The 697-nt window shown below is 67.9% G+C and carries 1 protein-coding gene; it reads right to left on the bottom strand.

What is annotated here, in order from left to right; translation table 11 throughout:
* The coding region (locus tag JCM25156_RS29650) for a Kae1-like domain-containing protein (RefSeq protein ID WP_025814454.1) at positions 1-697 on the bottom strand (697 nt) is incomplete at both ends.

Below are 697 nucleotides of genomic sequence, written 5' to 3'. Positions count from 1 at the left end.
GCGGGCGCGACTTCCAGCAGGGCCGCCATGGCATCGAACAGCCGCCCGGCGGAACTGCCGCACGGTGCGTTCATACCGGCGCGGATCATGGCGCGGATGACGGCGACGGGACGCCCCTCCAGCGCGGGAAGGGGGTGATGCCGACGGGCTTCATCGGTTCCTTCCGGTCCCAGCGCGGCATCCAGATGCGCCAGCAGCATGCGCCATGGCTCCCGGCTGGCGGCATCCCCGCCCGGCATCGCAACCGGCGCGAGGCCACCCACGCGCTGGCAGTCACGATAATCGCACAGCAGGATTTCACCGCCCCATGCCGTTCCGTCCTGCCCCAGCCCCACGCCATCCAGCGCGATCCCGACAACCGGGCCGGAAGTGACTTCCACCCCATGTTCGACCATGCAGGCCGCGATATGGGCATGGTGATGCCATACGGGCAGCAGGGGCAATTCACCCTCGCGCGCCAGTGTCCGGCCCAATGCGTGGCTATGATAGTCCGGGTGGGCATCCACCGCGATCACGGCCGCATGGTGAGCGAACAGGGCACGATAATCAGCCAGCGCCGCAAGGAATTCCTCCTGCACGCCCGGATCATCAAGATTGCCCATATGGGCGGAAAGCAGCGCCCGCCCGTTTCCCAGCAGGCAGAAGGCGGATTTCAGATCCGCGCCCAGCGCCAGAACGGCGGGCGCATGCGCCAGAC

This window comes from Komagataeibacter kakiaceti JCM 25156, from assembly GCF_000613305.1.
The sequence above is the reverse complement of the archived record's forward strand: the minus strand, read 5'-3'. Positions and strand labels throughout refer to the sequence as shown.